Origin of the sequence: Photobacterium sanguinicancri, from assembly GCF_024346675.1 — a bacterium.
Classification (GTDB): Bacteria; Pseudomonadota; Gammaproteobacteria; order Enterobacterales; family Vibrionaceae; genus Photobacterium; species Photobacterium sanguinicancri.
Genome location: NZ_AP024851.1, coordinates 986570 through 1009207, shown reverse-complemented (window position 1 = coordinate 1009207; position 22638 = coordinate 986570). Strand labels below are relative to the sequence as shown.

Genomic DNA, 22638 nt, shown 5'->3' with positions numbered 1-22638 from the left:
ATTTTAAATAACAATGGGTTGCTTTGTGACTCATTAACTAATAAATCAAGTGCAGAATCTATAACGTTGGTACGTAATCTTGCGCTTTAGGTGCATGGCTGATGATCTTGTGCTTAAACATGAACTGCGCGAAGTTGTCGTAACGAACGGGATCGATAGCGGATGGACGTAATGCAAAACGAGGTAAAGTGTCTTGCCATGCGCGGCGGTTTAATTCGTTGTTTAGCGTGTCTGGGGCATAGGCAACAAACTCTTTCCATGCTTGGTCTGGGTGGTTCACTATGTACTGTGTTGCAAGTTCAATGGCTTTGTTGAATTTCTTCAGCGCATCAGCGTCGTAGCTGTTTTTATTGGCGACAACAACAAGCTCATCGTATGACGGTACACCGTGCTCTTCTGGGAAGAAGGCTTTTGCTTTGTAACCTTCGAGTGCTAATTGATTCGTTTCAAAGTTACGTAAACCGCCCCAAATCGCATCGACTTTGCCTGATGCAAGTGAAGATGAGAGTGCCCAGCCTACATTAATAATTTTCACATCGTCAAAAGCCACCCCTTGGCTCTGTAACATAGTGCCTATGGTCGCTTCTTCGTTCCCCGCAATCGCAATACCAATTTTTTTGCCTTTTAAATCAGCAAGTGTTTTGATTTTGCCATTATCTAATGTCATTAGTGTATTGAGCGGTGTGGCGATGAGTGTTGCAGAGCGGATAAGAGGTAAGCCAGCGGCAACATCAGTGGTTAGGCTTGTTTGGTACGAAATGGCCATATCGATTTTACCCGCAGCAACCAGTTTCGCAGGTACGCTAGGATCGGCAGGCTCTTGGATCTGAATAGTTAAGCCTTGATCGTTAAATAGTCCTCTTTCTTGGGCGATAACAATTGGACCGTGGTTAGGGTTAACAAACCAATCCAGCATCAAGGTCATTTCTTTGTTCGCAGTGTCTGCTGCAGAAGCTGCTGTGCTGCCGATGGTTACAATAGCTAAACCTAGTGCTAAAGCACACTTTGTAACTTTCTGTTGTGTAAACCAATTTTTCATATTGAGCCTTTATCGTAATAGTTATAGTGACGCCAATACCACTGAGCCAATTAGCTTTCTAAACAGATAGCTAAAGAGTGGCTTATCTAGCATGGTATGAGCTGAAAATGAGTACATAGAATCAATGTGTATGTTCTGTGCTTTGCCAAGGGATAAGACGCTTAAGTGCTATATCCGCAAAGAAGTAGAGTGCAATCGAGAATGACGCGAGAATGAATAACGCGGCGAACATTTCGTCGATCAACATCCGTGCGTTAGCTTGCAGCATCAGATAACCTAAGCCTTCGCTAGAGCCCACCCATTCGCCAACCACTGCGCCAATCGGCGCCACAACAACAGCTACCCGAATACCAGATGCTAATGCAGGTAACGCTGCGGGCAGGCGAATATGACGTAAAAGCTGCCATTTATTGGCACCCATTGTTTTCGCCAGATCTAAATAGCCCGTTGGTGTATGACGTAGCCCGTCGTAGCAGCAGGTGGTAATAGGGAAGAAAATGATGAGCGCAGCCATGACGACTTTAGACGCAATGCCATAGCCCAGCCAAAGCATCAAAATAGGAGCAATGGCAAAGACGGGAATGGCTTGGCTTGCGATTAAAATAGGCAATAACCAACGTCTTAGCGGATCAAACAATAGCATTTGCAATGCAAATATGAGCCCCATTGATAGCCCAAGTAACAGCCCTAATAAGACTTCAGATGCGGTGACTGATGCGTGATAAAACAACACGTCATAGCGCTGAAGCAGTTTGTAAAAAACAGCCAGAGGTGTCGGTAGAATAAAGCTGGGTAGTTCAAATACAACAACCGCTAATTGCCATAATCCCACGATGATAGCTGTGCTGATCATCAGACGAATCACAGGGTGTGATACCGCATTCGTCCACGATTTTGCTTGTCTGTTTTTTGGTCGCCCCGTTTTCTGCAAAGCCGCTTTTTGTAAAGCAATTTGAGGATGATTAACCATAATCTTGCTCCAAACGCGTGATAATACTTTGTTGGTGTTGTGCGAGTTCTGCGCTGTAATTACGCGGAGCCTGACCTTGTGGGGTAGGGAGCGAGACCATGGTCGCGGGTGAACCCGACATCAGCAATATTTGGTCACCAAGCCGTAACGCTTCTTGTGGATCATGGGTGATTAACAAGACGGTTTTATCTTTTAATAAGGTCGCGGCCAGCGTTTGTAATTTATGGCGTGTCACGGCATCTAACGCCGAAAAAGGCTCATCCATTAACACAATCGGCTTGTCTTGCAGTAGTGTGCGGGCAAGTGCAACGCGTTGGCGCATACCGCCTGATAAGCTTTCAGGGCGAGCATGGATATGATCGCCAAGGCCCACATGGTTAAGTAATTCACACGCCCGAACTTGGCTACTTTCTGCGGATTGTTCTGGGTTAAAGCGAGAGCTTAAACAAACATTCTCAAGTACCGATAACCAAGGCAACAGCAGGTCTTGCTGCGCCATGTATGCCACGCGATCATCTATGGGTTGCTGGTCAGATGCCGTTAATACGCCTTGCCAATCGGCTTGTTCATCCAGTAAGCCTGCCAATAAGCGTAATAACGATGTTTTACCGCAACCACTTTTACCTAAAATACAACTCCACTGGCCTTTTGGTAGCGTGAGGTTTAGCTGTGTAAAGAGCGGTTTATCACTGGTGTTATAGCGTAATTGACACTGAGTGAGTGTCACTGCGACACCTGCTTGTGTGGGTAATGGCTGAATTAGAGTTGTCATATCTGATCTCATACTTCTTATGCCGTTGGATCAAAATGACCAGCAAAGAAGTGATGAACTGGGCCGTGCCCCGATCCTATTTGTAGCGAATCAGCATGGGATATGGCGTGTGAAATGTAGCCTTTAGCGTGAGTAACTGCCGTGACTAAATCATGGTCTTGAGCAAGGTAAGAGGCAATTGCGGCTGAAAGCGTGCAGCCTGTACCATGAGTATTATTGGTTTGAATGCGCTGGGTGCTAAAACGATAAACATCATCGGCGGTGATGAGCAGATCGGTACTGGTCTCACTTTGCTCTAAATGTCCGCCTTTTAATAAGACGGTCTTTGTATTGAGCTGTCGCATTTCTTCGATTAACGCATCCATCTCAGCTTCGGTTTGAGGCACTGTACAGCCTAGCAATGCTGCAGCTTCAGGTAGGTTAGGGGTGATAACATCGGCAAGGGGGAGTAGGGTTTCTTTCAGCGTAGAAATAGCATCTTGCTGTAATAATAAATCACCGCTAGTGGCGACCATGACAGGGTCAATAACTAGGTGTTTCGGCTGATATTGTTGAAGTTTTTTGGCCACCATTGCGATGATCTTAGTATCGCTTAACATGCCGATTTTGACTGCTTTTACATCTAAATCAGAAAAGACAGCATCAAGTTGTTGTTCAACAAATTCAGGTGGTATGGCAAATATACCGCTGACACCTAGGGTATTTTGAGCGGTTAGCGCAGTGATAACAGAACAAGCATAACCACCTGTGGCAGAAATTGCTTTTATATCAGCTTGAATACCGGCACCACCGCCACTGTCTGAGCCTGCGATGGTTAAAGTAATTGGTGTTTTAGATGGCGTTACCATAATTTATCCCTAAAAATTGATATAGGGATAACAGGTGCCTGTAGAGCGATCTTGAGTGATCGAAATAGGGGACACAGCTGTTAGTTCCCTACGTCAGTGTTAACTGGATCAGGTTCAACGGGTCCCGCATTTGATACTCATCGTATCTTGCAGTCTCAGCCTAAGGCCCCCCGACTAACTTTCAATAACATACTGAAAATATCAATATGTTTAGCATTTTGTATGGCTGGGATTATAACGTAATCGCACGGATCATCTACCCCTTACCCTAGATTAATTGGTATTAATCATGAGTAAAATAGAAAAAACATAGCAGAAGAGTACTGTGTTAATCAGTTTGAATGGTTGCTAACTGAGGCTTCGAAATCGAGAAGAGGTGATTTATTACTGTCAGTGGCTAGCGGAGAGCAGATAGCAAAAAGGCGCTAAATAAGCGCCTTTAAATAATGAATTCGTTTGAATTACATTTTTTTACAGTAAGCAGCGATAAGCACCATAGTCGTGCCTGCAGCTTTACCACTGATGTGAAGTGGGTTGTCATTCATACGAATGCCACGTACCGCAGTACCTTGTTTAACTACTAGGCTAGAACCTTTAACTGGAAGATCTTTGATCACAGTTACGTTATCGCCAGCTTGAAGCGGTGTACCGTTAACATCAACAGTTTGAATAGATTCTAGCTCTTCAAGAGCGATACCTTTTTCAGCCCATTCAACCATATCTTCTTCCATGTACATCATATCTTTAAGGTCTTGAGCCCAAGATTCTGATGTCGCAAGACGGTTAAGCATGCGGTAAGACACGATTTGAACAGCTGGAGTTTGGCTCCACATGCTGTCATTTAGACAACGCCAGTGGTTAGCTTCAACAGTATCTGCATCTTCGATTTGTCCACGACAAGTATCACAAACCATTACACAACAACCTGCAGTTTGATCCGGTGATGCTGGTACTTCATAAACACTTAGGTTGCTGTCTGAAGAACAAAGCTCACACTTAGATTCGCTGCGTTGTTTTAGAATATTTTCAATAGTCATTAGAAATTGTCCGTAGATTTTGTGAGGCCGTATTATGCCACCATTTAGTGAATTTGGAAGGCATATGGGCATATATCACACAATTATATTGTAGCGACATACGGTTTAGTAAAGCATAAATGGTTCAAAAGTAAAAAAATGCAGTTAATTGATGATGAACCTATCAAGAAACAGCATAATTAGCCGATATTTAGTAGCAAGCAACCAACATAATTAAAACATACAAAAAGGATGAACATGAAAAAGGCCATTGTACTTATCAGCTTAGTAGCCCTATTTGGCTGCACAGAAGAAGAAATCAAAGACACTCTATCAGGCAAAACTAAAGTATTTGCAGTCGAGAGCATAAATGTTGAAGGTGTTACTGGCTTAGATGATGGTACTTATGCGGTAACAGATAGCCATTTTGCGAATATTTTGCCAGATGTGTTTCCGAATGGAACAAAAAGTGATTTAGATAATTACGGCATTGGCACACATTCGTCATCATGCGCAAAAATTGATACCACTAACCCAGTGTGTTTCGAAGATGGGAAAAGCTGTACACCGACTGAAATGAAGCAATTGAACCTGAAAGTGTACAAGATTGACATTACTGATATTAAATCTGCTTACGAGAATGCTAAGTTTTTTCCAACGTTGGCAACAGAGTTAGGCATTCAGGGATTGAATCAAGTAAATATTGAGGCAGTTGCTTGCCCATAAACGTGTTTTCAATGTGTTGATTTTCACTAAAGATAACCGTACATACTGTGTACGGTTTTTTTTTGGCAAAGTTCGGCAAACATAACTATTAGTAATAACAGGTTGTAAAGTTTGTACTCTATTTAATGATTTATCTCGCAAAGCAGGTGGAATGATGATTAGAGCTTGTAACTAATATGATTAGATTCTGCTAATAAAAGGATGTTAGTAGTGAGAAAATCATGTTTCAAAAGACAATTTGTCTAGCTATCGGGCTAGGAATAGCTGGTGTTTCATTTCCTTCTTATGCACAAGAGTTTGAGGTTGCCCCTCGAATCATTGATGGCAGTGATACAAGCATTGCCGAAAACCCATGGATGGCATCACTTCGGTTAAGTGTGAGTAATGAGCACCCGATGTGCGGCGGAACCATCATTGATAGCCATTGGGTATTAACAGCGGCGCACTGCCTGGTACACGCGAGAACTGACGGTTCTGTTGAATCGGATTTTTTTGTACTTAAGCCTTATCAAATCAGTATTACTGTTGGTGAAACTGCCTTATCAAATGCGCAAATCGGTAACTATTATTCGGTCTCTCATGTTGTGGTTCACCCTAAATACACCCGATTATCTAAAATCGTAAACAGTTTGCGTCCGGATGGCTCAGTTGAGTCGGATGTAAAAGCGTTAGCTCTCGATAGCGATATTGCGCTCTTACGGGTTAATCGTGCTTTCCCGCCAGAATTGACACCAATTACGCTAGCTAATTCACAAATAGCCAGTGATTTTGATACCTCCTTAGGCAAGCTGTGGGATGAAGGGAATCGCCCAGAAAATCTCACTGTAACTGGCTGGGGAACGACAGCAATCGACGGTAATAGTGATTCTGCCGCTGATACATTGCAAACTGCAAAAGTGGCTTTTTTACCGATGAATCTTTGTTTTGAGCGATTAGAAAGTGGCGATGATGCACCATCACTCGTTGATAGCCCGTTTAATTTAACGAAGATCTGTTCGCTGCCCTCTAAAATAAGTACGCCACCTGTTGATGCAGCTGAAGATGTGCCGCCATATGGCCCTGATGTATGTAAAGGGGATAGCGGTGGCCCTGCGACGGTTAAAGACGCTTCGGGTAAAACAATTCAACTTGGTATTATGAGTGGTGTTCCTGGTGGCTCACCATTATGTGGTTCGATTAACCGACCGGCATTTTACACTCGGATAGGCACCTATTTCGGCTGGGTGCAGGGCTACCTTGTGAATGGTCCACCAAGTAACACAGTGACTGTGCCTGACTTTATTAAAGATAATCCTAATAATCCAGATGGTGATAAGAAATGCAATCCTAATGCAGAAGGGGTATCGCCAAATAACTGTAATTTCATCGACCATGGTGCTGGTGGGTCAGTGCCTTGGTATATTGGATTACTGCTGGGAATGTTTGCGCTTGTTAGGCGAGGTAAGCGTTAATCTGTCAGATTGCCGAGATAGCAAGCGACAATAGAAAGTAATTTAGAGTAGATAAGAAAAGCCACTGACAGTTGATGTACAGTGGCTTTTAGCGTTCATTTATAGTTAATCGTTACAAACGATTAGCGACGGAAAGTAATCGCTTCTTTTTCATCTAATGTAATGTGGGTTGTTGCTGGTTGTGTTTCAGCAATAACCTGACCGCCACGAATAGAGAATCGCACAGGTACCTGACGGCGAACCGCATCAAAGCCATTTTCAGCGGGTAAGATAATCAAATTAGCCGCTTTGCCATGCTCAATACCGTATTCAGGCAGAATGTTTAACGTACGAGCCGATTTCACACTGATTAAATCTAACGATTGGTTAATCTGATCGTAGCCCATTACCTGACAAACATGCAGCCCCATATGCAGAACTTGTAGCATGTTTGCAGTGCCTAACGGATACCATGGGTCGAATACATCATCATGACCAAAACAGACGTTAATATCAGCCGTTAGCATCTCTTTTACGCGCGTAATACCACGACGTTTCGGGTAATCATCAAAGCGGCCTTGCAGGTGAATGTTCACCAATGGGTTGGCAACAAAGTTAATGCCCGACATCTTTAGCAAACGGAATAAGCGAGACGCATAAGCACCGTTGTATGAATGCATTGCCGTTGTATGGCTTGCTGTTACGCGATCGCCCATCTCGTATTTGTGTGCTAGAGCAGCAAGGGTTTCCACAAAACGCGATTGTTCATCATCAATCTCATCACAATGCACATCAATTAAGCGGTCGTATTTGCGCGCTAATTCGAAAGCAAAGTGCAGAGACTCAATGCCGTATTCACGGGTAAATTCAAAGTGAGGAATAGCACCTACAACATCGGCACCTAATTTAACTGCTTCTTCAAGCAGTTCTTTACCATTCGGGTACGATAAAATGCCTTCTTGTGGGAATGCTACAATCTGGATATCAACCCATTCTTTCATTTCTTCTTTTACTTCCAACATTGCTTTTAGAGCAATAAGCGTTGGGTCAGAAACATCGACATGGGTGCGCACATGTTGAACACCGTTAGCGATTTGCCATTTTAGTGTTTGTTTTGCGCGTGTTTTTACATCTTCTACCGAAAGAAGGGCTTTACGCTCAGACCAGCGCTCAATACCTTCAAAAAGTGTTCCTGAAATATTCCAGCTAGGCTCACCTGCTGTTTGCGTTGTATCAAGGTGAACATGAGGTTCACAGAAAGGAGGCATAGCCATGCCACCTTCACCATCGAGCACATAACCATCAAACGCAATAGCTTCATCAGCTGGTGCAATGTTAGAAAACTGACCGTTTTCAATTAGGATTTGATGCAGGCCTTCCTTGCCTTGAATTGTAACGTTTTTAATGAGCATTTCTGACTGTTGCATCGTCATATACCTTATGCGTTAGCTTGAACAGATTGATTGTGACGGTTTAAAAGCGGATTCAGCACTAAGTAACTTAATGCGCCACCTAATACTGCGTTGATTGGAACAACACCTGGTAGGAAATGGCCAGCGGCAACACCGATAGCAACACCTATGATGGCTGCCCAGTTAACCGTTTTAAATTCGGCATTTGCGAAATCTTTATAACGATGACGGTTTTTCAAGAAATCCGCAATAATAATACCGCCAATTGGTGGAATAGCTGCCGATAAGAAGGTCAACCAGCCAACAAAGTTATTGTAGAGCCATAGTGCACATAAAGTACCGACAATACCGTTAATCATTGACAGGTATTTACTTGGGATCCCTGTGACGTTTGATAAACCAAGGCCAGAGGCATATAGCGCATTATCGTTGGTTGTCCAAATGTTTAAACCAAGCACGATAATCGCAGGGATTAATAGCCCTTGTGCAATCATCACTTCTGAAATATCTGCTTGACCCGTTGCGGCACCACCTGCGGCACCAAAGATAAACATTAAAGAGTTACCAATAAAGAAGGCAATCATGGTGATAAACACTGCGGCTTTGGGTTTTTTACCAAATCGAACGAAGTCGGCGGTGAGTGTACCTGCTGAAATGAACGAGCCAACGACGAGTGCCAGTGCGGTAGAGAATTCGATAGGGTCTTTTGGCGTGATTGCTTTTAAGCCCTCAAGGCCACCTAAACTGCCAACGGCTTCGATAACAGAGTAGCCGCCTAGTAATGCAATGGCTGGAACTGCGATTGCAGAAAGGATCATTAACGCGGCAATCCCGAAGTATACAGTGACTGTCATTAATAAACCGGAGACGGCGATAAGGATGTTGGTATCGATGCCTGTCGCTTTATGCACTGGGATAGCAAACATTGCCACGCCAACACCAAACCAACCAACTTGAGTACCGCTAAGAAGAAGAGAGGGAAGCCAAGAGCCTTTAGAACCAAAAGAGAATCGAGCGAGAAGGTGAGTAGAGAGGCCAGTAGAAGAGCCGATGTAACCAAGAAAGGAAGTATAGATACCGAGGATTAAATTACCAATAAGAACAGCGAGGAGAAAATCATCATAAGTTAACCCGGTTCCCAATGTCCCCCCTGTCCACATACTGGCAGAAAAGAACGTTAACCCTAACATCACCATCGTTAGTGATAGCACCCCTTTTCGCGCCGATTGCGGTACGGGACCTAAGCTATAGTTATTGTCGCCAGCCATTTAAAACCTCTACAGTCGATTATCACTAAATTAAAATATTGTTGCCATATTTCAGCCAAACGGCGCGTATTCTATGGATATAAGCGAACTTATCAAGTGATTTTTATTTTTATTTGTTATTTTGTCATTCTTTTAATTAAAAATAACTATTTATCAATATCTTACTGGTTTACTTCTTTTTGTGTTTTATTGTGAAAACGTTTGCTTTATATGAGATAAATGCAAAGCAAACGATTTTCATAAGGTTAATTGAGGTAAATGGATGAATGTGAGATTAATTGAATAAAGGGTGATATTTGCATTGGGTAATGCAATCGGTAACATATCGGTTATTAACGCGATACTGACAACGCTAAATGATTGTATTTTTATTATGAATACATTGAGATGTGGTCGATCTTATAGATAAATGTTGAGTATCTATTCGCTCTTTTATGCAAATAAGCTTGTAATTGAAAATTCACTATAAATAAATGAAAAACTGTTTTTCATTTATGGAAAAGTCAGAAGTTAAGCTCATGTCATCTGCTTAGTTCAAATAATGATTAACAGGGCATTTTGACTTATATAAGGGTATTAAAAATTGTGCCTTAATAGGAGGAAAATATTTTAAAACAAATGGTTAGTACGCCTTGTTAGGAGGGGGAGTCGTTTGTTTTTATAGTGGGTAAAGTTAATCACAGATCTTTCGTTATCCACAGAAGCTGTGAATAACTCTGTGGGAAATCCTCACAGGCTAGAAATCATGCCGCATCTGGTAAAGTCAATACTCTAGCTTGATAGAAATAAGCGAAAAATAGCTTGTTTTGATTTAGTTCAATTCCTGAAAAAAGAACATGAAAAAAAGTCACTTTTATTGAGGATCGTGCTAAAGAACCTTAATGCCACTGCATTCGCGAACCACGGTTACTTTTTATAAATCTGTGATCTATCTAATAAATCTGATTTTATTGTTTTTAATTCGAGGTGTGAAATAAGTATATTGGCGGCTGATAAAATACTGATGTGTTGAACAGTAACGTTCATACCATTACAGCAACGCATAATATAGAAGTAAAATATGTCTCTCTCGATAGTACAAAGAACTATTGCAGGCTTTGCATTGATGTTCCTTTTGATCGCCATTGTTGGCGGTATTAGCTATAGCAACACCAATCGCATCCATAGCCGTCTACTTGATGTCACTGAAAACTCCACACCGATGGTTATTTCATCTAGCCAACTTTTAGCTAATCTTCTGGAAAGCCAGTTAATGCTGGTGGAGTACAGAATGACTAATGAACTCTCAACGTTAACGACAAAAAAGCAAGCGTTTGAGCGTGCAAAAGCTGACTTTGAACAAGCTAAAAAGCACGTTATATCGCAAGCGAACAGCGGATCCGCTCATGATGCGCTGCGCCCTGTGTTGATTGCCTCTGACAATTTCTTCTTATCCGCAGAGTCTGTTATTTCACTGCATAACCAGCTGGTTTCAGTCAATACGCAACGTGCAGAGCTTAATGAGCAGTTTCTTCGTTTAGAAGATACCTACCAATGGGCTGCTAATTTGCTACTACAACGCGCGAGCGTAAAACGTTCAATGCATAATCGTGCTGAATTGATCACGAGTGGTATTGGCCGTGATTTGAAAAATTTACGTCGTGCAAATGCAGAAACTGATTTAGCCGCATTAGGTAAAGTATTAGCCAAAGATATTGAAATTGCAGGTCAGCGCTTAGCGCGAATTAATGTGGAACCTGATGTGCGTGCGCGTTATAGCCGAAACTTAAATAAGGTGCATGACTTAACGTTAGGTAACAGTGGCTTGCTTTCTGTTATGGCAGAACAGCAAAGATTACAGCATGCAATTGTAAATCAGAACCAACAAGCACTTGATCATGTTGCTACCACTCAAAACGCATTAGAGAACTATGTAGGTTATGCCCGCCAAGTGGCGACACAAAGCCGACAAATGGCCGATGAAGCGGTTTCAAATGCAGAATTCATGATCATGCTTGGCGCTCTGATTTCAGCCGCCGTGGCAATTATTGTGGCTATCTCAACAGCAAAAAGTATTCATACGCCATTAAAATCTATCAATGTTGTTTTACGTAAAATGACAGCGGGGGATATGACCCAGCGGACAAACTACCAGTCTGCTTGTGAGTTTGGTGCATTATCGCAGTCCATTGATCAACTCTCGCAAAGCATGGCGGATATTTTAAAGCAGATTAACCATGGTTCAGCACGTTTAGTGGATGAGGCCGCTAAAACTGCCAATATCAGCGAACAGGCAATGGGCCGTGTAGAAGACCAAAAAGCCCGCACGGATCAGGTTGCTGCAGCCATTTCAGAATTGGAAGTCAGTGCAAAAGAAATTTCACGCTCATCTGATTTGACGGTCGTTGAAGTCAATGAAGCGAATTCAGCAACTCAAGCTGGCCGTAATCAAGTTGCTCAAAACCGTTTGATAACAGAGCGCCTGGCGACTGACATTACTGAAGCTGCAGGTATAACGCGCAACCTAGAAGGGTTTAGCAATAATATCGGCAGCATCTTAGATGTGATCCGAGGGATTGCCGAACAAACGAATTTACTGGCATTAAACGCAGCGATTGAAGCAGCACGAGCGGGCGAACAAGGTCGAGGTTTTGCGGTTGTTGCTGATGAAGTACGCGCGCTAGCAAACCGAACACAGCAATCGACAGAAGAAATTCAACATATGATTCAAAACTTACAGCAAAGCGCTGCTGAGGTTGTCTCTGTTATGGCCCGTAGCCAGCAGCAAACGGATGAGTGCGTTGAGCAGAGTCGTTTAACGGATCAAACCTTACAGAGTATTGCCGATCGTATGATGCAAATTAATGAGATGGCAGAACAAGTTGCGCTAGCGACAGAAGAACAAATCTCTGTGAGTCAGCAAGTCGCTGAACACATTAACGGTATAGCGCACGTTGCTTACAATGCAGAAAATGAAGCGCGTGAATCTGCCGATAGTAGTGAGGCCCTGTCGTTACTGGCGTCTCAGCAACAAACCTTAATCGAACGCTTTAAGGTGTAGGGAATATGATGTTATTAAATAGTAAGCAAGCTATGCGCCGTTCGCCAACGATGTTCTCACGCTGGGGAATCGCTGGTGTATTCAGTGTGTTGGCCTCTGTTTTTTCCACCAATATAGCCATAGCCGCCGATACGAGTATCAAGGGTAGCGTTATGATTGATTCATGGCGTAATGATGATGCAGTATGGAAAAACACTATCATTCCTGCATTCAATCAACATTATCCTAATATAAAAGTGGAATATCGTGCACCAGCCGATCCTTCTACTTTTAACGCGCAGCTGTCTGAAAATTTAGCGGCAGGTACGGCTGGTGATTTGATCGCTTGTCGTCCATTCGATGCGTCCCTGTCTTTATTCAAACAAGGGTATTTTAGTGATATTACTGAAATCTCGGGAATGGAGAACTTTCCTAGTTTTGCATTAGGCCCGTGGCAAACTGATTCTGGTGCACAAACATTTTGTTTGCCAATGGCATCGGTGATTCATGGCTTCTTCTATAACAAAACGGTATTTAAAGAGCTGGAAATTGATGCACCAAAAACAACCGCACAGTTTACGCAAGTGCTAGAGCGGGTGAAGCAAAATGGCAAGTACATACCATTAGCGATGGGCACTAAAGATAAATGGGAAGCCGCCACCATGGGCTTCCAAAATATTGGGCCTAATCACTGGAAAGGAGAAGATGGCCGCTTAGCGTTAATTCGCGGTACTGAACGTTTCTCTGATGCGGCTTATCAGCAAACATTTGCTCAACTTGCATCATGGCAGTCTTATCTAGGCAAAGGGTATCAACAGCGCGGTTACAACGATGCTATTGCGCTATTTAAATCGGGTAAAGCTGCGATTTTCCCAACAGGTTCGTGGGATATTTCCACCTTTGATAAAAGCATAGAACTCGGTGTTTTTCGACCACCAGTAGAAAAAGCAAATGGTGAGTGTTATTTCAGTGATCATACTGACTTGGGGATGGGCTTAAATAGCAAAGCGAAGGATGATCCTGCGGCTAATGCGTTTCTTAACTGGATGACTACCGCGGAGTTTGCAGAACTGATGACCAATGCTTTACCGGGATTTTTCTCATTATCGAATCATTTTTTTGATGTGAAAAATCCGATAGCGGCGGAAATGATAGGGTGGCGAGATGAGTGTGATTCCACGATTCGTAACTCAGCACAAATTTTATCACGCGGAAAACCAGAACTTGAAAACCAGTTGTGGCAAACCAGTGCAGATGTCATTAACGGGTCTATAACACCAGCTCAAGCCGCTCAAACGATTCAACAAGGCCTTGTAACTTGGTATGAACCTCAGAGAAATGCTAAGTCAGCGTTAGTTTGTCAATAATACAATAAGCGCATTAAAGGTTACTAAAAAGCATTTTTGTGTAAGAGCAAACGTGCTTTTTTGTTACTTATACACATACATCGTCTTGGAATGATAAAAAATGAAGCTAATCATTGCAGCGACTATAAAGGTTAATTAAAATACGAATAGTTTTTATTAAGGTGAAATTGATGTGTCCCGTGTTTTAGTCATTGATGATGATGTACAGCTCTGCGAGTTGTTGGCTGACGTATTAGAAGCTGAGGGTTATGATGTTGAATGTAGGCACTGTGGTGAAACTGCTTTAGCTTATATGCAAGACTATCCCGTCGATCTCGTATTGTTAGATGTCATGCTACCAAACATCGATGGCATGCAAGTCGCTAGGCGTATTTGCCAGCGTTTTGCTACACCTATCTTGATGCTTACTGCATTAGCTGATGAAGCATCCATGATGGATGGTTTACAAGCTGGGGCAGATCACTATATGCCCAAACCATTTCGTGTGCCTGAATTGCTGGCACGTATGACGGCGATCCTTCGTCGGGTAGGGCTTGAACGTCAACGTCAATCTCAGCATTGTAATGAACAGAATTTATCGCAGCAGATTGCTCGCTTGCCATTAACTGGTACTGAATTCGAATTGCTTGAGTATCTGATTAAAAATAACGAAATTGTGGTGTCTAAAGCCGAACTTCAAAAAGAAGTGCTCAAAAAAGACCTAAGCCCATTCGATCGTAACCTTGATATGCATATTAGTAATATTCGCCGGAAAATGGTGCAATCTGGCTTATCTAAGCAGCACATAAAAACTATTCGTGGTAAAGGATATAGCTTCTTAGCGATGGCCTCTTAAAGCGGCATTTAACTCGGTAATGCATTCAGGCATTTTGATCAAACCGTGTAATCAAAGCTTTTAAAACGATGCTTATACTTTCTATATCTGACATTATTTATCCATAAGGCTGCGCATTGCGTGGCCTTTTGCATTGAGAACTCATGTTTAATTTCCAACGTATCAACCTCTTTAAAAATAAAAACTCAGACAATTTAAGCGTGGATAGCAAATGGTTGGGACATGACTTTTTTGAACGTAAGCGTCAGGGCCCTTTAGCCTATAAGCTTTTTTCGTATTTTGCTGTCATCTTATTACTGATATTAGGCCTGCAAAACGTTGCTGAACATGCGTTGATCAAAGCGCTTCTGCATGTACCAAGCCGAGTACAGAGCGAGATGCTTGCTCTTTCTCTGCAGGCTGAAATCATGATTGCAGAAGGTGATATGGATGAACTAGCAGACTGGGAAAGAGGACAAGAGTACTACCTGTTTGTTCTTGATGCGCAGCAAAACGTACTGAGTGGACGTGAAATGCATCCACATTTTAAGTTCAAGCTCAATTTTATCCGCAGTTTAGACTCAATTTTAGATGATAGAGTGAACCAGCCTATTATTGCTGTGCCATTAACTAACGGTAATCAGCTTGTTATTCAGTTCCCGCATGAAAAGCACCCGGCACACACTTTTCGCTATTATTTTGCATTAAGCCAAATTGTTATTGCTGTGTTGATTCTGACTGTATTTTCAGGCTTGTTAGCGCGTTATTTACAGCGACCGCTTACTCAGCTTCAAGAAGCTAGCCGCCGCTTGTCTGAAGGTGACTTTTCTGTTCGAGTAGCAAGTGAAGTCGGTGAAAGTGTTAAAGAATTTAGTGAGTTAGCCAAAGATTTCGATCATATGACGCATCGTATCCATGAACTTGCGGAAAAACAAAAGCGCTTAATTCGAGATGTTTCACATGAGCTTAAAACACCGTTAGCACGCCATGGCCTTGCGCTTCATCTTCTTCGTCGTAATCTGTCGGAAGAGCAACAAGTAATGGCGGATAGGCTAGAGCGGGAATCCGACGAGATGAACGATCTTGTGAGTGAAATCCTTGAGTTTAGTCGATTAGAAAATGCGAGCTACGATCCTCAATTAGTGCCTGTGCAACTGGAAGCTCTTTGCTCTTTACATGTGCTGGAAGCACAACATAGTAAACTACCAGGACAAACAATTGGTTGCTATGTTGATAAAACATTACCCTTAGTTATGGCCGATAGCCGATTAGCGTCTCGTGCTATTAAAAATGTAATTGGCAACGCCATTAAATACGCAGGTAAAGATGCTGTTATTCGAGTTTCAGCGTATGAAGCGGATGGTAAGGTGAAACTAGAAATAGCGGATGATGGGTGCGGGATCTCTCCTTTGCATTTGAAGCGCATATTTGATCCTTTTACGCGCATAGAAGATTCACGAGATAAACTGTCGGGTGGAAATGGCTTAGGACTTGCGATAGTCAAAGAATCTATGGCAGTAATGAAAGGCAGCGTGATAGCTGAAAATTGCAGGAAAGGTGGATTACGAATAACCCTTTTGTTCGTGATCTAACAGGCCATAGTCTCTGATTTTAGTTCATAATTGTTTTGGCATATAGGCTAGTTTTTTAACGTTTGTATTGGAAGAAAACGATGACTAAAGTCACACCGAAGAAACTATATAATAGCAAGTGGACATCGACAGCTCCTGAGAACCGAGAGAAACACTTTATCGTCATTAAAGTAGTATTTAATGACGAGGGTATTGTTGAGCTATGTATTATCGAGGCTGTTATGTCGAAGCGACAAATGGAAATAGATTGGCGTGAATTGATGAATGAAGATCTATGGCTGCAAGGCTGGAAATGAAACCTCTAATTGAACTGATCTTAACAATCGGCCGTATCAGTAGGTTTTAATCTTAGATGCCCTTTACCCAGCACTTTTATCGCCTTAGTTGACCACTACAAGTGCCGTCATACAGCTTTATGCTTGGCTTGCAAATAAGCCAGTATAAAAACGAATAACGGCCATGCATATCATGACATTGACCAGCATTAGTAAGGGTGTTTCTATGCTATAGCTGGGTGTGCTTTGTAAGGCGCTCATCGTTAAAACAACCAGTAAATTTCCGCCAAGCACTTTTTGTATTCCGAGGCTTGGTGATTCACACAGCTTCCAAATGATAAATATATTAACGCCATAGAAACCCGCCAGTTGCCATAACTCTGTAAACCCTGGCATGACAAGTGTGTACTGTATAAGTATCGCGGCTCCCCAGCCAAGTGTTCCCCAAAAAGCCTGCTTAACCATGCTATCTGGCATAGATACAATCACATTCGCAAAAACGGAAGCTATCATGGGGAATATTGTTCCGCCAGGCAGTGGAATAAAAATCCACAACCCCATACACGTTAGCAAGATGCATACAGCTTTGAATGCATTACGCAGCCGTGCTTTAGTCTCGTTACTGAGCATCGGCTGTTGCGCCAATGCTGCCGTTGTTGATGGTGAGCTTTCCTGAAGCGGAACTTTCAATTTGGCTGCATGCTCCTGAATATAGAGCCGTAGCGCTTTATGACTATTTCCATTGTTATCACCGTCGCCTGTTGTTGCTTTATCCAGCAGCGATAGTACACAGGCCAAAGTGCGTAAATCTTTTTCAGAATAAGCCGTTTGGTTCTTTTCCGATTCTGTGTTTTGTCCCTGCGATAAATGCTCCATATGTGATTGCACTCGTTGACACACGCTAACGAAGAATCGCCATTTCCGGTGCTGATGTTGAAGCTGATGACTGCCCGTTAAAGGAAGGGACAGCAGTTCTTGCAGTTTATATATTTGCGTCTGAACATTGCCGATAGTGCTTGTATCAAGGTTCTTGTTATCAAGTAAGGTGTAATAACTACTATTTAGATCCGTTACTACGCTATTTAGCGTTGAGAAGAAATGACTTTCGGTTTCTTGAGGCCAGAGTAAGCGAAAGACAAGGGAGTAAACGACAACCCCTAATAATGTTTCTTGAATACGCAATACAGCAATATTAAAGGTATTGGTACTATCAAAACCACCAATTGAGGCGATGATGGCGCAAACAACGAAAGCGATAGTGAACATATACCCGTAACGTTGGTTACCGGCCATAAAAACACAATAAGCTAAAAATAGCGTGTAGAAGACAATAAATAGGAGTGGATCTTGTGAGAAGCAACCAATAAGAAAGACGGCGTAGCCCATACCCAAAAACGTACCGAGCATGCGATTTCGACCTTTACGTAAAGCGTGGCCGTAAGTTTCATTTACCGCCATGGCGATGATACTGATCACTGACCAGTAAGGTTTATCCCATTGAAACCAAAGTGCAAGACTAATGGCTAACACTACAGATACCGCAACTTTGATTGCATTTTTTGTCGATGGGCTAATCGGCATGACGATCTCACTTATTCTGTTGTTTTATTTTTCATTATTTTGATAGATGCCGTCATGCCAACACGAAGTTGCAAGTCTTGAGGTGTATTATTAAGGTGTATTTTTACTGGTATCCGTTGCGCTAGACGGATCCATTGGAAGTTAGGGTTCACGTTTGGAAGCAAAGCATTGCCCGTGCTGCCGTCTTGTTTCGCAATGCCATAGCCAATGCTTTTGATTTCACCTTCAAGTGGGAGATCATCGTGCATCATTAAAGTGACCAAAGCCTTGTCTGTGGGTTTTACGTTTTTGAGATCAGTTTCTTTAAAAAAGCCCTCAACCCAAAAGCTATTTTGGTCGATCAACGCCACAACAGGGGTGTTGGCGACAACCTGCGACCCTACGCGATGACTCAAGTTCGTGATATAGCCATCTGTTGGTGCCGTAATTTTTGTATAGGTTAAATTTAATTGTGCTTCATCGATCAGAGCATCAGCTGCAAAAACATTGGCTTGTGCAGTTTCAACTGCATTGTGCAGGTTGTTCAAGGTCAGTGTTGGAATTGCACCAGGTGTGCGTTTGACGAGATTCAGTGATCGGCGTTCTTCATTTTTGGCTTTATTTAACAAAGCCAGCGCTTGTTTCTGGCCTGCAATCGCTTTTTTAAGGTTGTTGTTATACACACTGGCATCAATCTCAAATAACACATCGCCTTTTTTAACTTGCGCATTATCTTCAATATTCATTCTATTGATTTGCCCGGTCACACGCGGGGTGATTTGAATAACATATGCACGGATTTGTCCATCGCGCGTCCAAGGATTTTGAGTGTAAGTGAGGTATTGCGAATAGAGGATCACTGAAGCTGTCACCACTAAAATAAAGGTGACGAAATAACGTTTGAGCATTGAATCTTTCTCTTAAAAAATCGTGATGTATTGGCTGAGTACGTTTACAAAAATAACCATTAAGCACAGCTCTGCGATCATGGGAAATGCAATAAAACGGTACAACCCGAGCTTCCCGCCAATAAAAAAGACAAAGCTTGCTAGCGCATAAGCGATGACAACAACTAATAAAAGTGGAGGGATGTACACTTCACCTAATGCAATTTCATGCGGCATCATAATTAGCGCCACCTTTGGACGAATAAACGAAGTAATTGAATGACGTTCTATGATAGCGGGAGAATGTTGATACTCGTAATCGCTTTTGATGGATCGGATCCATCAAAAGCAATCAATCGTAGGCAGTGTGACTATTGGGTATATTGAGAAATCGTTGAGACAATGTTCTCTTTCACTTTAGTGATTTGCTTGGAATGTGGGCACCATAGGGCAACAGGGATTTTTAAATCATCTTTTAATTGTTCTGCTGACAGTTTGAGCAAATGTTCACTGAGATATTCAGCTTGGATAATTTTGGTTGGCAGTAATGACCAGCCGAGTCCTTGCTCTACAAACTTCACAATTAAAGACAGCTGTTCGATAACTTCATAGTTGGGTGAGAGAATGACTTTATCTCCCATTTCATCATCGATTAGTGATTTCAACACAAGCTGACGGCTTGTTTTTAATGCACCGTATTGCTCCGAGATTGGCATGGCGGCAATAGGGTGGCTTTTTCCGACAAAGGGTGCGAAAGCAATATAGTTAAGAAGAATATAATCGATACTGTTAATGAGTGTACTCTGGTGAACGTTAACCATGCCAAAATGGATTGAACCGTCTTGGATGCCTTTCTTGATTTCAGGTTTAGTGCGAACGAGAAAGTTAACACGCATGGACGGAAAGGACTTTGCGAGATTGACGCGAATATCGGTCAGGACTTTATTAGGTAAAAAGCTGCAATATGCAATGGTAACGGATTCTAGCCCGCCGTAAGAAAGGCTTAATGCGACGCGATCAAAAGTACGTGCTTGTTCAATGGCTTGTTTTGCATAGCGATATAAAAGTTCACCGTCTTCGGTTGGCTTGACGGATCGGCCAATACGCTCGAAGACTTTTATTGCCAGTTGATCTTCTAAATTGGAGATAACCTGACCCATAGTGGTGCGGTGCTTATTGAGCTTAGTCGCGGCTTTGCTGAAGGAGGCCTGTTCGTAAACGGTAACGAAGGCATTGAGTTGCTCTAGGCTGAAATTCATGTAGCTACTGGCTGAGTAAAGAACATCCCTAACTGTAGCACTGTATGTCTATGGTGTATAAAAGACTTTGGCGTCAGGGGCGAGTCTTGAAAGTCGTTCACGTGGTGCACATTTATATGGTGAACTGTTTTGTGTGTGTTATTAGGACGCATTAGGTTAAGAACAGAATTGAATGGGGAAAGGCGAGAATAATGGATGTTATAGAAAGCGATTTCAGCGGTATGTCTGATAGTGCGTTATGGGCGATTGCTAATCCAATTATGGATAATCTGATGGCGGCATCGACAGAAATTAATCATGCAAAGCATACTCAAAATTTCACACCACGCATGCGAGACATTGTTACGCCTGACCACCTAACGGAAGTCTGTTTGCAGTATCAGCGAGAAAAAGGCTTATTTACATTACGTGAAGCAGTAGCCGTTTTTAAACGTCCTGACTCAGCTGTTTTTGTTTGGAAGCAGACATTTAGTAAAGCAAAAGGTGAGTTTGTTGCTGAGATGGTGCTTGTGCATCAAAACGGGCGTTATTTGGTGGATCATGTCATGGTTTTTTAGCTAGTGACCTTGCATCTGATATTGTGTTTTGATGGACTGCATTGTTTATTAGCAGAGAGATAATAAGTGGAACGTGATGAGTTAACAGGAGTGACGATGATAACAATTAGGCCTTATGTTATTGCTGACGCGAAAGCCTTATGGTTGCTGTTTTTTAATACGGTTCGAACAGTAAACTCGCGGGATTATTCGCAAAAACAAGTTGAAGCGTGGGCGCCAGACAATTTTGATTTTGATATTTGGCGACAGCGCATGGCTGGCATTCAACCTTTTGTTGCCGAAATTGACGGTGTGATTGTTGGCTATACCGATCTACAAGCCTCTGGTTTGATTGATCATTTTTTTTGTCACCATCAATATCAGGGAAAAGGGGTGGGTAAGGCGCTAATGCAGTATGTTATTAGCACGGCAATAAAAAGGGCTATCGCGCGTTTGTATTCAGAAGTCAGCATCACGGCTAAACCTTTCTACGAGCATTACGGTTTTACCGTCGTGCGAGAACAGACAATCACGGTAAGAGGACAAAATATGAATAACTTCATACTAGAGAAGTGGTTGTAATTTAGCCTGTGCCTTATCAATAAAAATGATTTTTATCATAACGTTAAGTGTGGACGATCACGCATCACACTGTATTTTTTTGATAGAGTAAATAGATCTTTCAGCTTAAAGGATGGTAAAAATGACACCTGCACCCATAAAAGAACTTATTTCATTCAGTGATTTTGAAAAACTAGATATTCGTGTCGGTACTATCACATCAGTCTCGGACGTGGAAAAATCCAAAAAACTAATGAAGTTAACGGTTGATTTTGGCGATCATACTCGCACAATCCTTGCTGGTATTAAGCAGGAGCGTGAAAACCCAAGTGAAATTGAAGGCAAGCAGGCTTTATTTGTCGTTAATTTGCCTGAACAGAAGATGGCAGGCGAGGTTTCGCAGGGAATGTTGTTTGATATAGGCTATGCAGATAAGCAGCTTCCATGCTTAGCGATGCCCGAGTTTCCGATGCCAAATGGTAGTCGAGCAGGTTAGAAGCTTGGACCTATGCTTGATTTCGTAAAATAGTGAGCTGAGCGTCTGTTATACCAATTCTGTTAATACACCGACAAGAATGGTTTGGTCATTGGTCGAATTGGTTTTGATACTCATAAAGCACCCAATATGATTGGGCCAAACTTCGCCTCTATTCTTACATTAACGTTTACGTCCATTGCCTACATCTACCGCTTAGGCCTATCGTTTACGTTATGGCTTACGTTTAAGCGCTCGCTTGCGTAAGTCGCTCTATTTTCATACAACAAAACTCATATCTTTAATTATTCATGGTTAATATGAATCTACGCTCGCATTACAGTAAAACTTCTATTATATTATTCGTTCGTCTTTCTGGATTTGTAATTCTCGTTACTTGTATTAATCACTATATACCTAATAATAAGTATTTATATTTTAGGTGTGTGTCTATATATATGTATTAACGAGATATTATAAAAAATAAAATCTATTAAAGAATATGTTTTTATGAAGTTCACTGTTTTAAAGCATTCACTTTTTGTCGCAATGCATCTTATGATTGCTTATTCAGCAACGTTTTTTGCTACGATCATTATTATTTTTACTGAAGACTGGAATAATCCATGGAGTAACGATACTCATGAGTTAATTTCAGATGTCATTTTGTGTATTTTACTTGTTTACGGCAGCATCATAGCCTATTGGCATATCATAAAGCCTATATTGAAGTGGAAGTCATTAAGACGTATTTCAGTCAGCTGATATTTTTTGTTATTCAATACCTATGGCGTATTCATTTATCTTGGCTT

20 protein-coding genes, 1 pseudogene and 1 riboswitch are annotated in these 22638 nt (G+C 42.0%); of the genes and pseudogenes, 10 read left to right on the top strand and 11 right to left on the bottom strand.

Annotated features, from left to right (window positions below):
• Positions 1 to 58: 58 nt before the first annotated feature.
• The 5 genes and pseudogenes from OCU87_RS21530 to OCU87_RS21510 form a co-directional block, all read right to left on the bottom strand.
• A complete protein-coding gene (locus OCU87_RS21530) occupies positions 59 to 1039 on the bottom strand; it encodes an ABC transporter substrate-binding protein (protein WP_261858443.1) in 981 nt (326 codons plus the stop codon).
• A 121-nt stretch (positions 1040 to 1160) separates the two neighbouring features.
• Positions 1161 to 1907 (bottom strand): annotated as a pseudogene (locus tag OCU87_RS21525) (ABC transporter permease); the annotation flags it as partial.
• Between the two features lie 94 nt (positions 1908 to 2001).
• The gene (locus tag OCU87_RS21520) at positions 2002 to 2781 is read right to left on the bottom strand and encodes an ABC transporter ATP-binding protein (RefSeq protein WP_261858441.1); all 780 of its coding nucleotides are present in this window, start codon (positions 2779 to 2781) and stop codon (positions 2002 to 2004) included.
• A gap of 17 nt (positions 2782 to 2798) precedes the next feature.
• Complete coding sequence (gene thiD / locus OCU87_RS21515; RefSeq protein ID WP_062687690.1) at positions 2799 to 3629, bottom strand: bifunctional hydroxymethylpyrimidine kinase/phosphomethylpyrimidine kinase; 831 nt, start codon at positions 3627 to 3629, stop codon at positions 2799 to 2801.
• A gap of 68 nt (positions 3630 to 3697) precedes the next feature.
• Positions 3698 to 3812: riboswitch (TPP riboswitch) on the bottom strand.
• Between the two features lie 278 nt (positions 3813 to 4090).
• Positions 4091 to 4666 (bottom strand): PhnA domain-containing protein, encoded by a 576-nt coding sequence (locus OCU87_RS21510; protein ID WP_062687691.1) that lies wholly within the window; start codon positions 4664 to 4666, stop codon positions 4091 to 4093.
• Between the two features lie 237 nt (positions 4667 to 4903).
• On the opposite strand from OCU87_RS21510, the gene OCU87_RS21505 reads away from it, so the two are divergent.
• Together OCU87_RS21505 and OCU87_RS21500 are read left to right on the top strand one after the other, a co-directional pair.
• The gene (locus OCU87_RS21505) at positions 4904 to 5371 is read left to right on the top strand and encodes a hypothetical protein (RefSeq protein WP_062687692.1); all 468 of its coding nucleotides are present in this window, start codon (positions 4904 to 4906) and stop codon (positions 5369 to 5371) included.
• A gap of 221 nt (positions 5372 to 5592) precedes the next feature.
• Positions 5593 to 6822 carry a S1 family peptidase gene (locus tag OCU87_RS21500; protein WP_261858440.1) on the top strand — a complete coding sequence of 410 codons (1230 nt, stop codon included), beginning with the start codon at positions 5593 to 5595 and terminating at the stop codon, positions 6820 to 6822.
• Positions 6823 to 6944: 122 nt separating this feature from the next.
• Here the strand turns inward: OCU87_RS21500 and OCU87_RS21495 are convergent, their stop codons facing one another.
• Complete coding sequence (locus tag OCU87_RS21495; protein WP_315972489.1) at positions 6945 to 8228, bottom strand: cytosine deaminase; 1284 nt, start codon at positions 8226 to 8228, stop codon at positions 6945 to 6947.
• An 11-nt stretch (positions 8229 to 8239) separates the two neighbouring features.
• Positions 8240 to 9481: a cytosine permease gene (codB, locus tag OCU87_RS21490; protein WP_261858438.1), complete on the bottom strand. Its 1242-nt coding sequence runs from the start codon at positions 9479 to 9481 to the stop codon at positions 8240 to 8242.
• A 1060-nt stretch (positions 9482 to 10541) separates the two neighbouring features.
• Here codB and OCU87_RS21485 point away from each other — a divergent pair.
• The 5 genes from OCU87_RS21485 to OCU87_RS21465 all read left to right on the top strand — a co-directional run bounded on the left by OCU87_RS21485 (position 10542) and on the right by OCU87_RS21465 (position 16569).
• Positions 10542 to 12521 (top strand): HAMP domain-containing methyl-accepting chemotaxis protein, encoded by a 1980-nt coding sequence (locus OCU87_RS21485; RefSeq protein WP_261858437.1) that lies wholly within the window; start codon positions 10542 to 10544, stop codon positions 12519 to 12521.
• Positions 12522 to 12571: 50 nt separating this feature from the next.
• Complete coding sequence (locus OCU87_RS21480; protein WP_390961492.1) at positions 12572 to 13867, top strand: ABC transporter substrate-binding protein; 1296 nt, start codon at positions 12572 to 12574, stop codon at positions 13865 to 13867.
• Positions 13868 to 14039: 172 nt separating this feature from the next.
• Positions 14040 to 14702 (top strand): response regulator transcription factor, encoded by a 663-nt coding sequence (locus tag OCU87_RS21475; RefSeq protein WP_062687697.1) that lies wholly within the window; start codon positions 14040 to 14042, stop codon positions 14700 to 14702.
• A 143-nt stretch (positions 14703 to 14845) separates the two neighbouring features.
• Positions 14846 to 16273 carry a histidine kinase sensor domain-containing protein gene (locus tag OCU87_RS21470; RefSeq protein ID WP_261858435.1) on the top strand — a complete coding sequence of 476 codons (1428 nt, stop codon included), beginning with the start codon at positions 14846 to 14848 and terminating at the stop codon, positions 16271 to 16273.
• Between the two features lie 80 nt (positions 16274 to 16353).
• Positions 16354 to 16569, top strand: coding sequence for a TIGR02450 family Trp-rich protein (locus OCU87_RS21465; RefSeq protein WP_261858434.1), 216 nt, complete (start codon positions 16354 to 16356; stop codon positions 16567 to 16569).
• 117 nt (positions 16570 to 16686) lie between these two features.
• Here the strand turns inward: OCU87_RS21465 and OCU87_RS21460 are convergent, their stop codons facing one another.
• From OCU87_RS21460 to OCU87_RS21445, 4 genes are all read right to left on the bottom strand, one after another.
• Positions 16687 to 18129, bottom strand: a complete 1443-nt coding sequence (locus OCU87_RS21460; RefSeq protein WP_261858433.1) for an FUSC family protein — start codon at positions 18127 to 18129, stop codon at positions 16687 to 16689.
• 11 nt (positions 18130 to 18140) lie between these two features.
• A complete protein-coding gene (locus OCU87_RS21455) occupies positions 18141 to 19016 on the bottom strand; it encodes an HlyD family secretion protein (RefSeq protein WP_261858432.1) in 876 nt (291 codons plus the stop codon).
• 12 nt (positions 19017 to 19028) lie between these two features.
• Positions 19029 to 19232, bottom strand: a complete 204-nt coding sequence (locus OCU87_RS21450; protein WP_062687795.1) for a DUF1656 domain-containing protein — start codon at positions 19230 to 19232, stop codon at positions 19029 to 19031.
• A gap of 134 nt (positions 19233 to 19366) precedes the next feature.
• Entirely contained in the window at positions 19367 to 20254 is an 888-nt protein-coding gene (locus tag OCU87_RS21445; RefSeq protein ID WP_094958151.1) for a LysR family transcriptional regulator, read from the bottom strand.
• A 191-nt stretch (positions 20255 to 20445) separates the two neighbouring features.
• Here OCU87_RS21445 and OCU87_RS21440 point away from each other — a divergent pair, with 191 nt between their 5' ends.
• The 3 genes from OCU87_RS21440 to OCU87_RS21430 all read left to right on the top strand — a co-directional run bounded on the left by OCU87_RS21440 (position 20446) and on the right by OCU87_RS21430 (position 21847).
• The gene (locus tag OCU87_RS21440; RefSeq protein ID WP_094958152.1) at positions 20446 to 20811 is read left to right on the top strand and encodes a hypothetical protein; all 366 of its coding nucleotides are present in this window, start codon (positions 20446 to 20448) and stop codon (positions 20809 to 20811) included.
• Between the two features lie 96 nt (positions 20812 to 20907).
• Positions 20908 to 21372, top strand: a complete 465-nt coding sequence (locus OCU87_RS21435; RefSeq protein ID WP_261858431.1) for a GNAT family N-acetyltransferase — start codon at positions 20908 to 20910, stop codon at positions 21370 to 21372.
• Positions 21373 to 21493: 121 nt separating this feature from the next.
• Positions 21494 to 21847, top strand: a complete 354-nt coding sequence (locus OCU87_RS21430) for a tRNA-binding protein (RefSeq protein WP_261858430.1) — start codon at positions 21494 to 21496, stop codon at positions 21845 to 21847.
• The last annotated feature ends 791 nt before the right edge of the window (positions 21848 to 22638 follow it).

Coding starts and splice junctions, on each gene's coding strand:
- thiD (WP_062687690.1), bottom strand. CDS start 3,629: ATGGTAACGCCATCTAAAACACCAATTACTTTAACCATCGCAGGCTCA.
- OCU87_RS21460 (WP_261858433.1), bottom strand. CDS start 18,129: ATGCCGATTAGCCCATCGACAAAAAATGCAATCAAAGTTGCGGTATCT.
- OCU87_RS21505 (WP_062687692.1), top strand. CDS start 4,904: ATGAAAAAGGCCATTGTACTTATCAGCTTAGTAGCCCTATTTGGCTGC.
- OCU87_RS21520 (WP_261858441.1), bottom strand. CDS start 2,781: ATGACAACTCTAATTCAGCCATTACCCACACAAGCAGGTGTCGCAGTG.
- OCU87_RS21430 (WP_261858430.1), top strand. CDS start 21,494: ATGACACCTGCACCCATAAAAGAACTTATTTCATTCAGTGATTTTGAA.
- OCU87_RS21440 (WP_094958152.1), top strand. CDS start 20,446: ATGGATGTTATAGAAAGCGATTTCAGCGGTATGTCTGATAGTGCGTTA.
- OCU87_RS21445 (WP_094958151.1), bottom strand. CDS start 20,254: ATGAATTTCAGCCTAGAGCAACTCAATGCCTTCGTTACCGTTTACGAA.
- OCU87_RS21495 (WP_315972489.1), bottom strand. CDS start 8,228: ATGCAACAGTCAGAAATGCTCATTAAAAACGTTACAATTCAAGGCAAG.
- OCU87_RS21480 (WP_390961492.1), top strand. CDS start 12,572: ATGTTCTCACGCTGGGGAATCGCTGGTGTATTCAGTGTGTTGGCCTCT.
- OCU87_RS21435 (WP_261858431.1), top strand. CDS start 20,908: ATGATAACAATTAGGCCTTATGTTATTGCTGACGCGAAAGCCTTATGG.
- OCU87_RS21465 (WP_261858434.1), top strand. CDS start 16,354: ATGACTAAAGTCACACCGAAGAAACTATATAATAGCAAGTGGACATCG.
- OCU87_RS21530 (WP_261858443.1), bottom strand. CDS start 1,039: ATGAAAAATTGGTTTACACAACAGAAAGTTACAAAGTGTGCTTTAGCA.
- OCU87_RS21500 (WP_261858440.1), top strand. CDS start 5,593: ATGTTTCAAAAGACAATTTGTCTAGCTATCGGGCTAGGAATAGCTGGT.
- codB (WP_261858438.1), bottom strand. CDS start 9,481: ATGGCTGGCGACAATAACTATAGCTTAGGTCCCGTACCGCAATCGGCG.
- OCU87_RS21485 (WP_261858437.1), top strand. CDS start 10,542: ATGTCTCTCTCGATAGTACAAAGAACTATTGCAGGCTTTGCATTGATG.
- OCU87_RS21470 (WP_261858435.1), top strand. CDS start 14,846: ATGTTTAATTTCCAACGTATCAACCTCTTTAAAAATAAAAACTCAGAC.
- OCU87_RS21450 (WP_062687795.1), bottom strand. CDS start 19,232: ATGCCGCATGAAATTGCATTAGGTGAAGTGTACATCCCTCCACTTTTA.
- OCU87_RS21510 (WP_062687691.1), bottom strand. CDS start 4,666: ATGACTATTGAAAATATTCTAAAACAACGCAGCGAATCTAAGTGTGAG.
- OCU87_RS21455 (WP_261858432.1), bottom strand. CDS start 19,016: ATGCTCAAACGTTATTTCGTCACCTTTATTTTAGTGGTGACAGCTTCA.